Raw genomic sequence first — 11,632 nt, forward strand, 5'->3', positions numbered from 1 at the left:
CGCCAAATCGTTAATTTCACGATAAGGTTCATAAGTTTGCACACGGTACTCCAAATCATAGGTCTTGTCATACAAACTTTGCGCTATCATTCTGAAAAAGCTATTCTCCAATCCATCTATCTTACGTTGATCCACATCTGCACGAAGTTCGGAACAGAGTTCGTCGGCAAATACTTCCGTAAGTCCTGCTACAGGAGCAGCATTCCTATAAAATTCCATTTCACCGCAACTCACCACTCCACCGACAGCTTCATTCACCTCAAATCGGAAGGACTTTACCCCCTTCAGCGGTTCAGCGAAGCTTATCTTCGACGAAGAAGAACTACCAGCAAAGTCATACGATGCTATCTTTTCATAATTTTCTTTCTGCGCTGTGGAAACATATAAGTCGAACTTTTTCCAATTACCATTATCGCCTGAACCTCGAGGTTTATATACAAAATAATCCACGTCTTGAGGAGTTTCAAAAGTGTACTCAAGTTTCACAGGCAAAACTGTACCATACCACCGTGAGTGATACCAAGTGGACGCAGTTCCGTCAAATGACTTTTCAATACTCTCATCATCCGAATTAAATTCACTTGCCTTTCCACTGGCGATAGGCAAGAATATATCGCCGAGTTCAGACGGATCACCGGGCTTGTATTCTTTATCCCGATGTCCCTGGCGAAACATCAATGAGCGTTCGACCTTCTGATCCACAGAACGGAATACAACAGAGATATAGCGCACCGTATCATCTTCATTTCTTTCAATGCTGAAAGTACGTTCCGATTCCGCCATAGCCCGTACCTGTACTTGTTGCTTCATTTCCTTAATCCAATCAGCGTTTTGCGGAATTTCCACTTCATATTCTACGTTACTTACCACCTTGACGGTAACTACCGTATCTGTATAGTTCAAGTTGAGACGCTCATTCTCCAACAAAATATCCGGTTGCTCTCCCAATTGTTTCACGTGCACTTTTTGTTCAAGGCCTTCTCCTTTAACAACAATGTCTGTTTCACGCAAGTCTCTTCCCGTATTCTTTTCTACCGAAATAGACAACAAATCATCTGCTCCCTGAACCGTACACCAATTCCCGGATGAAGGCACACTGGCTTGCCAAGCAATGTTTGTATTCACTACAATAGAAGTATTTGCAGCCTCTTGTGCAAACACCACAGTGTCCTTCTTTATTTCCAAAAAAGGTTGCGGTTTGCTTTCCTGATCGGAACAAGATATAGCAAACAGACTCATCGCCCAGCTACATAATATCAAAATAATAATACTATATTTTTTCATGGTTTAAAATCATTTTAGTTATAAAATAAGGTTATTCAAGTACTTTCCTTTATTTGCGATTCAATGTCTCAATCACAAAATGATAAGTCAGCGAGCCTTCATTCCACATGGAGAAATTCGTTCCCCACAAATTGTTGTTCAGATTAAAATGCGCCCCTTTACGTTTATCAGGATAGTTGGTTGAATAATTCAACCCCTGAGCTTCTCCTACGTTGAGTAAGAAAGCTTCCTTACTGCTGATACGTATCGTTTCCCCGGAGGTTATCAAATCGACATAACGGTCTATCCCATGCATTTGCCGGTTACCTTTTTCCACCACATCCATCAAATCCACCCGTTCACCCATCTTCTCGGCTATCACCGATTCAATACCGGGCACCGTGAACGACAACCAATAAGATTCGGGCAAACGTACTGCCGGTTTACCATAAATGGTCAATGCCACTTCCGACCTTTTTCCATTCTTTGTCGTAAAACAGTTCACCTGTATTCGTTCGGGATATACACGTTTGTCCACTTTCTCATTTTCAGGAAACCTCAGTTCAGTGATAATACGTGTCCCCTTTTTCTCTTTACGTACCGATTGCGCCATTGTCTGTGCATAAAGCGTTACACTCACTGCATGTGATTCTTTCAAACCTCGTTTACCTAAGTCATCCAATGCCCAACCATACCGTGCACGAAGATATCTATTTTGAAAATCATCATAATCATCCCCATCAAACATTTGATAAGACAATCCCGCCAACGTCATTCCACCGGCTATCGGTTGTTCCCAACGCTTCCGTTCCATTGGTTTCATCTTTGAGTTATCCTCCAGTTTAACCTTATCCACTTCTGCGACTACTTCGCGCGCCTCTTTTTGCAAGGAAGCCGGAAGGAAAGCGATAGCACTATCGATATAATTATCAATCTCTTTCCATGAAGCTTCAGCCATACTGAATATTCCTTCGGAACGACCTTTGAGAAACTTATCCATATCATATTTGTCCCATTGACGAAGATGTGTTTTCACATCCACACCTTGCGTATGTTCTGCTATCAGACCTAATTCGGCTGCAAAGTCCAAAGCAACGTCACTATCTTTTTTGATTTTCCCTTCATTCAACCATTGAGAATACAACCGCGAGACAGCACGAAATTTAGCCATACGTATCGGTGCTCCACCATAACCAAATATCCACGTATCACCAATCTCAGAAGTAACAACCGGCAAATCCTTCTTTATCAGCAACAGTTCCCGGGCGACATCATTAAACGATGCACCTACAAGCTGAGCTTGAGGATAACGCTTACGCAAATCGGCATAAATCTTTTTCACACGTTCATAGCTATGCGGTCCGTGGTTGTCGCCCGTAAAATTAATACTGACAACTGTCTTTCCATCCGGCAATACTTCATCTTCTCCATAATCTTTCTGATAAACCAGCAACAAGTCATTACCAGAAGGACTGCGCCACCGACAGAAAGTAGGCACCGAAGGTAACGGACAAGCTGAATTAATTCCCACATGCAAAAGACGAATGCCTGCGTCATACATCGGATCGATGATACTACGAGTGTGTCCCGGCACATCAGTCATCTTTGCAGCAATAGTCTGCTTGTTGTATTTCTTATCCAAACGTTTGGAAAGCAACAAGCAGGTTTCAAACAGTTCACGCGTCATTGTCTCCGATTCCACAGTATAGGGAACGGAATTCCATACGATATCGCCACGACCAATGGCCTCCTCCAACTGCTTCACAGCCTCAGGAGATGCCGTGCGAAGATATTTCCAAATAAGCCATGAGCCGGTTGTCCATACATACCGATCACCAAAGCCGTCAGCGCGCAAGCGTTCACTAACTTCTATGGCTTTCGGAATAAAATCATGCACATACCTTTCGGTCACAACGGAACTAAGATCAGTAAATCCCACATCAAGGTGAGTTTTGAATGCAACGTAAACTTTCTCGATCTTCTCACCGGATACTTGAGCCATACAACCGGCTATACCTAAGAAGATGAAAAAAGTAAAAAGTGATATTCGTTTCATGTCATTGCATGTGTTTTAAGAAGATTGAATGGTATAAATACATTACTTATTCGTAAATCTAAACCAATTAAAGTCGGCATATCCGTTATTTCCTTGCGGCGTAGTATTGAAGTTGAACAATGCAAAACGATTGGCTGTCCACGGCAATCCCAATCCCATCTGCAATTCATTACCAATACGTTTATAATTCACACCATCCAGACTGTAATAGAACAAAGCCTTAAATTCTTTGTCTGTAGCACGTACGCGTATCCACAGTTTATCTCCATTGAAATGCTCTACGGTTTCGATATCCTTACCGTCATTACACATCACAATTTTGCGTCTACCGGATTCTTGTCGTATCGCAACATAGGCATAAGGAAACTCGAAGATTCCGAATCCGGCAATATTGCCATCTTTAAGTCCGGTCACTTCCATTTCTACCGAACCCTCGCAACTCGGTCCCTGAACACGTTGTGTCAATGTATTACGAGCATCTTTCAATGTAGAAGCTTGGGAAGCATACAGACGCATATATCCCTTACGTTCCTTCAAACTCCATCTGCTATTATCCGGATTATGATTCCATTGCCATTGCAGACCTAATTGAGAAGCATTGAACTCATCGGTAGTAGCCGGACTCTTTATCTTCGATTTTTTCCCGGTAGCAGGTTTAGGATAAGTGATAAGATCTTTTCCTTCATCACCCAGCATAGGCCAACCGTCTATCCATTTCACGGGCACAAGACACGGAACACGTCCTATCGGTCCTCTGTCCTGCATAATCATAAACCACCAGTCTCCATTTTTCAACTGTACCATCCCACCCTGATGAAGTCCGTTTTCGGGATATGAACTCCAATCGTTCATTATGAGTTTGTGTTCATAGGGACCATAGATATTATCCGAACGCAAGCAGATTTGCCATCCTCCCGTTCCCCCGGCAGGACAAGTAATATAATATTTTCCATTGATGCGGTACATATGAGATCCTTCCATACCGAAACCGCCTCCTAACTCATGTGCATTTTTAAAACCACCCTGCCATATCTTCACAGGTTTCCCTTTAACGGATTTCACGTCCGAGTTCAACTCTGTCAAGTATAGTGTACCTTGCCCGTGAACCACGTAAACCTTTCCATCTTCATCAAAGAATAACCCCGGATCATATAAATATTCAGGAAATATAGTACGTTCCCAAGGTCCTTTCACATCATCGGCTATACAAATAGAGAAATGCCCGGTTTCCCGTCCCCAACCATAGGGTGTACAGAAACCGACGTAAAATTTTCCGTTATGATGCCGTATCGTAGTTGCCCACGCCCCATTCAGATAAAGATTGCCACCCTGCATATCATATTTCGGATCCTCATCATAACGATCCAAAGCATATCCTGCCATTTCCCAGTTTACCAAATCTTCCGATACAGCAATAGGGCATCCCGGTACATAGTGCATACTGGTAGACACGAGATAAAACTTATCATCAACCCGGATCAGATCCGGATCGGGCCAGTCTCCCCACATGATAGGGTTCGTAAATGTTCCATTCTGATTATCCGGATTCCAAACAGTTGTTTGAGCGAAGGTGCAGTGCATTCCTGCACTACACACCAATCCTAAAAAAAGTGATTTATATATATTCATATACCTATTGAATTATTATTTAATAAACTCTGCATCCTCATAATAAGGAGCTACTTCTATCCCTTCCAACACGGCCCCGCAAGTTTCGGATTGTCGAAGTCCGAGCACCAATGTATTCGTTCCTCCCATGTTCAACCAACATTCCGGTAAGAAGAACTCCCGTTGCGGACCTTCTTCCCAATAACGTCCGATATTATGCCCATTCAACCACATATATCCTGTACCTGAAGCATTGATAATGGCTCTCCAAGGAATCCAGCATTCTTTTTCCGTTTTGGGCAGATCAAATGTTACTTTATACCAAGTCAATAAGGCATCTTGTTTACCTTTAGGCTGTATATTGTTTCCTTTTCGATGCAATGTACCATCGGTTTTCAATGTCACCACCTTCCAATTGTCACCGCCGGCGGTTTTCCCTCCACAATATCCTTGTGTCACTCCTCCAAGATCAAGCGCTACTTCCCACTTCAGAGGCTTCAGTATTTTCAGTTCACTGAACAAGCGGATTCCCTTTAACAATCCTCCTGCACCGCTACTATTACGCACCACAATAGCCACATTATTCTCTCCTTCATGCAGAAAATCTTTCATATTGGCTACAAACGGTTTGTCCCAAGCATCGTGGCTTGCCACTTCCTTACCGTTTACAAAAAGCGTACCCGCATCATCTACGCAAGCGAATTCTATCATTGTTTGCCCTTCGGTCAACATCTGACGTGTCATATCAATAGAAGTACGATAAATAGCCGTTCCTTCTTTCCCTTGCAACACCCATGCGGCAGGCCATTCCGGCTTCTCCAGTCCGGCTATTTGCAATGTAGCAAGATTGGCGATAGTACTTTGATCAAGCATGATGGTTTCCCAGCCTTCATTGTTAGACAGCAGTGACTTGATATCTTTGACATTATTTTCCACCTTTTTCACTTCCCATTTTTCGATAGGAAGGATAGCAGATTGCTTCTTGCCCAATCCGGCAGATTTCATTCCGCTCAATTCCTCCATCGGGCGATATCCATGAGCGTGTCCACGATTTTCATAGATGCTTACGATTTCATTGCTTCCCTCATGCAGTAGCCCATCTATGACAAATGTATTATCCAGTTCATCGGTAGAAGCCCTTTTAGCTATTTTTCCATTCACTTGTACATAAAGCGGATCAGCCGTAAACATCTCACAAACCAATGTTCCATATTCCTCTACCTCTTTCTTCGATAGTTTTACTACACTACGATACATGGAGTAACGACAATCGTTCACACCAATTTCTGGCAAAGAAACACCTTTACGCAGTGGTCGCCAGTTCCCCTGAAAGGTTTCATCACAACGTTCTGCCTGTGCAATTCGTATCGGCATAGGCATATTGACAGGACGTTCCGGCAAAGTCTGTTCTTTCGGATACCATTCACATTGTCCATTCGCCTGAGATAGTACCAGCACCTTGCTGTCCAATGGCTCAACCGAGCAATAAACATTGAATGCCGGCATACCTTTTATATGAAATTGAACGTTATCACGGAATGCTTTTTTCTTATCTTTATTAAATATAAAAATAAACAAAGTTCCCTCTTTTGTCCGGCGTACTCCAACGGTCAAATCCTTGATGTTGTCCGATGTAGTAAACTCTATCGCTTCACTTCTCGCTAATTGAGTACCAAAACGATTGACGAAATCCCCGACTCCTTTCACGGCAGCGAATTTCTCACCCACACCACCACTTTCTTTTAATGCAGCTCCGTAATCGTAGCTGGTAGTCATACGGCGAGCGCCCCAACCGGCTAGATTTGTTCCTCCGAAAAACATATAATAATTAAGTCCGGTAGAACCTCCGGCCATTGCCATCAATGCCATTCCACGCGCATGACGTCCATCCAAATAGCTGTCCTCACTCAATCCTCCACCTACCGTGGAAAACCAGCCACCCTGCAATTCACACACAAAAGCCGGTGCGTTAGGCTGTTGTCTCTTTAAATCTTCAATGCGGCTTTTCGCCTCCTGTATATTCCACCATACATATTGATTGTCCATATCGAACAACTGACTGATAACGGCATCTTTCGAGCCTCTTACCTCAGGTGTAACACAGGTAAACAGCGGTACCTCAATTCCATTGTTCGTGCAATAAGCTGCCATGTCGCGCAGCACCTCTTCTTTTTTCTCTGACTCCATGCCAAAGTAAATGTATTCGTTCTCGAGTTGCACCATGATAATTCCTTTCTCACCGGATTTCTTACGTGTAAGCTGCTCCTCGGCAAAAACCGGACAAACAGCATCGTACCAATGTTTGGTCCATTTCATGTGTTCGGGATGGTTACTGCGTAACCAAAAGCTAGTGTCATATTTTGCCGGACAAAACTTGGCAATCCATCTAGGATAACCTCCTCCTGCCCATTCTGCACAAATAAAAGGTCCCGGGCGGACAATGGTATACAGTCCGAACTCTTCGTGAGCCATCTTGAGCCACGCCTTCAGGTCGTCAAAATCACATTGCGAATAGTCCTTTACATTACGCGGCATAGTGCGCTCATGCCAATTCCACGGCACATAAGTCTCCACAGTGTTGAATCCCGCCTCCTTTATTTTACGGAAACGATCCCGCCATAACTCCTGAGGAACGCGAAAATAATGAAAAGCCGCACTCAAGATAAAAATATCTCGACCTTCTATCGTGAAGCAATGCTGATCGTAACGAATACGTTCCGGATGTGAGAATTGTTTAGCGGGAAGTTGTTCGGCATATAAATTAAAAGCAAAACAACATACGAGGATCGATGTTATCAATTTGTTCATGAAGTTCTATTGTTTAGACGAAAGGGAGGGAGACATGCCCCCTCCTTTCCATAAATAATAAGCAATAATTTCAGTTATTCTTATATATCAGCTATTCCTTGTCTTCGGGTCGGTAAATACCTTCCGGATCGTAAATCTCAGTTCTGACAGTATAGAATTCCAACTCAGCTAACGCAAAGTACACAGCATTGCCGGAAGTCTCGTCTGCACGATAACGGATGTATGAATAAGGCTGTCCTTCTGTCCCCAACGTAGGTGTGGTATAAGAAGCACCACCTTTGCCATCATCTTCTATTTCCGCAATCTTGTTCCACTGTTCACCGTCATTACTCCCTAATACGGTAATCTCCACAGGACATTGACCATACTTTCCATTACGATAGTAAGTTTGTATCTTAAACTGCTCTACAGGAGATGGAAGAGTGATATCTATATAGTGCGGAACAGTACCCGCATCATGCCAATCAGTATGAAAAAAGTTAGTGTAATTACCATCCACCAAATACTCTATATACTTTCCTTCATCCGGATCAGGTTTATTACAAAACAAGTTGTCTTTACTTAATAAAATTTTATCAGTGATTTCCTTCACCACCGGCTGGACAGGAAGTGCGGAAGCTCTTACTTCCAACTTCTCACCCACATCTTGGGTTGAGCTGACAGGTGTGGCATGGAATGTGTATTCACCATCTTTTGCCAACATACCCTCAATAAGCATAGTATCGCAAAAGACACTGGCATTCTTATTCACACGTTTGCCTGTGACAGGATGAGTATAGTCTATCTGTACATAGAACAGGTTGGAATCGACGGGAACTTCCCATTCCAGCAGCACTCCTCCTTCAAGAGGCGTTGCTGTCAGATTGCTAATAGCCGACGGTAAGACAGCTGCCTTGTCATCATCGTCGTTACAAGCAGATACCATAAATATGGCGGCTAAACATGCCATGAAAAAATATTTCTTTTTCATCGTAATTGCTATTTTAATGATTAATAACCCGGATTTTGCACAATCAACGTATTCTTATTCAATTCCGAATCTGCAATCGGAAGCAGGTAATGAGTCGGTGAAGTGAACTTCCAAGCACGATCTACTACCACTGGACGGAAGAAATCCTCATCCGACACACCATCTGTATTAAGAGCAGACGGATTGTGGCCTAAGACATGCTCCAATTCTTTCCACCTTGCCATGTCCCAACGGTAGTGTCCTTCGAAACTCAACTCGATGATACGTTCTTGACGAATTATTTCAATTAGCTTATCTTTTGTCAACGTAGCAATTCCTTCCCATGATTCTTCCACAGTCGGTATGCCGGCATGTTCCCTTATCTTGTTCAGTGCTGTCTTGGCAATGTTTAATTCACCTGCTTCTGCTGCAGCTTCTGCAAGATTCAAATACAGTTCACCCAAGCGAATAACAGGCCACGGATAATTCTGGAACCCGTTGCGGGTATCATAAGTAGGCGTGCACCATTTCTTTACTAAATATCCACTCAATGAAAAGTCCGTAGAACGGTTTTGTTTTCCATGATTGTCTGATTTACGGAACATAGTAACAATTCTACCTTCATTATATCCTTCACGCTGCATTTCAAAATATCCGTTATGGAATGAAACCCATGAATAGAAACGAGGTTCACGTTTCAAGTTGAGGTTACACGTGGTACGTCCTTCATACTGTCCTATCTTAAAATAATCATCAGGAGTGTAGTATTTCGGATCTTCGTCAATCGGGAGTCCGTTTTCTGTATAGAATACTTTCACAAAATCCAATGTAGGACCTACTCCATTCCAGCTATTACCTCCATTCACCGGATCACGCGGAGCGGATTGGTTTTGTGGGTCATAAACACCTTCCGTACGGGTATCCGCCCAAATGACTTCCATATTTTTCTTATCCATAATTTGCATCTTCAAAGCATATTGGATTAAATCCTTGGGCCAACATTCTTCAGGAATTTCGCTTTCATTAGCAATCTGAAACTGGGTGTATTTCTGTTCATCCGCCAGCGTCAACGCTTCTTGACAAGCCGTAAGCGCAGTATTCCATTTAGATGGATTATAATCCAACGGCATCAATGGCTCATTTGTCTCCGGATCGTAAAGAGATGAGTTGGCATAAAAACTATTGCCATTGAAAAGAGGAGACGCCGCATACAAATAAAGCCTTGCTTTCAGTGCTTTGGCAGCCAGTTGTGTAGCTCTGCCATAGTAGGATGATGATTGAACGGCAAGCAATCCGTTGTTGCAAGCTTCGTCATACTTGTCGGCAATCCATTTTACGCATACGTCAAACGGACTTCGCTTCAGTTTCTCCGTGCTACTTACACTAACCTCGTGATCCATAATGATAATCGGACCATATGCACGTAGTAACATGAAGTGATAATACGCAATCAAAAAATTAGCTTCTGCCTTATATATGATTTTCAGTTCTTCTTCCATACGTGGTACAGCATCGACATTGTTTATCAGCGTATAACAACGACGTATACCGGCATACATACGACTCCAATACGCGAACTCACCTATATTGGCCGCGGTATGGGTTCCCTCAAGAAATTTCCGGTCATAATCGGTAAGACAATCACCTCCTTGATATAAATAGCACCCCCTGCGTTCTTTGGGCATAAAAGCATAACAAGAATACAAATAGCGTTCAGCTGCATTTTTATCTTTAAATGCAGCTTCCTCAGTCGGACGTTCATCAGGAACGATGTCCAAATAGTCGCAAGAACTTATCCCTGCTACCAGAAAAATAAGCAATAGAGCTTGGTATAGTTTGTTTTTCATAAATCCGGTTTATTTATTGATTGAAAATTGAACACCCACATTAAACACTCGTTGAGTCGGATAAGACAATCCACTACCGCTTCCCATTTCAGGATCCCAATATTTGAATGGAGAGAATGTCAACAAGTTAGATCCTCTCAGATAAACACGGAAAAACTTATGGTTGAATCCGACCTCTAAGTTTTTCAACTTAAGGAATGCACCGTTACGTTGCCAGTATGTAGATGCTTTTGTATTGTTTTCATTGTCACGTTTACTGAGACGCGGATATTCAGCATAGATATTTTGGTTAGTTTCACTCCAATAGTCATCAGCTATGAACTGCAATACATTACGTATACCTTCAGCACCAAAAGGATGGATACCATTCATCATAATAGACACACGAGCTGCACCTTGAAAGAAGAAAGAGAAATCAAACTTCTTGTAACGGAATGAAGGACCGAAACCATATACTATTTCAGGAGTTGTCGGCATACCTGTATATTGACGGTCGTTTGAATCGATAACATTATCATAATTACCGTTTACGTCCGGCAAGTTCTTGTATTTGATATCACCTCCGCTCACCCAGCCTCCAAGGTTTTGTTTCGGATTACGTTGCACCTCGGAATCATCGATAAAGAGACGTTCGGCAATGTACAAAAGCTGTTGGTCAACAGAATGTCCCACACGTGAGATATTGGGATATTTCTGGAAATCCGGCTCGTCATATTCAAGCACTTTGTTATGGGCATACGTAAATGTTCCCTTGAATGACATATCGAAATCGTTATTGAACCTCTTCACATAGTCGATAGAGAAATCAAGTCCCTTATTTTCCACTTTACCAAGATTACCATACATTTTTGTCGCAAGGTTCATCCATTTATCCTTTCCATTCGTACCCCAGTAGTCCGGAATCTGTTGACGCTCCATAAAGATATCATTACGTATTTCCTTGAAGATATCGAACGTTATGTTCAGTTCATTCTTGATACCCAAGTCGATACCAAAGTTCCATTTGCTACCTACTTCCCATGTAATATCATTGTTGGCATAACGGATATATTTCGGACCATTTTTTGAAATGTTTTGATCTCGGCCTGTTGTATATCCCAA

General features: G+C 42.5%; 6 protein-coding genes and 1 pseudogene. All 7 read right to left on the minus strand.

From position 1 onward, the window contains the following. Positions 1-1,284: BACON domain-containing protein (locus BHV72_RS05490; RefSeq protein ID WP_286855043.1), on the minus strand; the 1,284-nt coding region annotated here is incomplete at its 3' end. A 49-nt stretch (positions 1,285-1,333) separates the two neighbouring features. Next, the gene (locus BHV72_RS05495; RefSeq protein ID WP_122134067.1) at positions 1,334-3,319 is read right to left on the minus strand and encodes a DUF5054 domain-containing protein; all 1,986 of its coding nucleotides are present in this window, start codon (positions 3,317-3,319) and stop codon (positions 1,334-1,336) included. 42 nt (positions 3,320-3,361) lie between these two features. After that, a complete protein-coding gene (locus BHV72_RS05500; protein WP_055172165.1) occupies positions 3,362-4,948 on the minus strand; it encodes a glycoside hydrolase family 43 protein in 1,587 nt (528 codons plus the stop codon). A gap of 15 nt (positions 4,949-4,963) precedes the next feature. Next, entirely contained in the window at positions 4,964-7,735 is a 2,772-nt protein-coding gene (locus BHV72_RS05505; protein ID WP_122134068.1) for a glycoside hydrolase family 35 protein, read from the minus strand. Positions 7,736-7,826: 91 nt separating this feature from the next. Next, the gene (locus tag BHV72_RS05510; protein WP_022041758.1) at positions 7,827-8,705 is read right to left on the minus strand and encodes a DUF4959 domain-containing protein; all 879 of its coding nucleotides are present in this window, start codon (positions 8,703-8,705) and stop codon (positions 7,827-7,829) included. Positions 8,706-8,725: 20 nt separating this feature from the next. Beyond that, the gene (locus BHV72_RS05515) at positions 8,726-10,531 is read right to left on the minus strand and encodes a RagB/SusD family nutrient uptake outer membrane protein (protein WP_122134069.1); all 1,806 of its coding nucleotides are present in this window, start codon (positions 10,529-10,531) and stop codon (positions 8,726-8,728) included. A gap of 9 nt (positions 10,532-10,540) precedes the next feature. Further along, positions 10,541-11,632 (minus strand): annotated as a pseudogene (locus BHV72_RS05520) (SusC/RagA family protein); the annotation flags it as partial.

This window comes from Bacteroides sp. 43_46, from assembly GCF_001915455.1.
Classification (GTDB): Bacteria; Bacteroidota; Bacteroidia; order Bacteroidales; family Bacteroidaceae; genus Bacteroides; species Bacteroides caccae.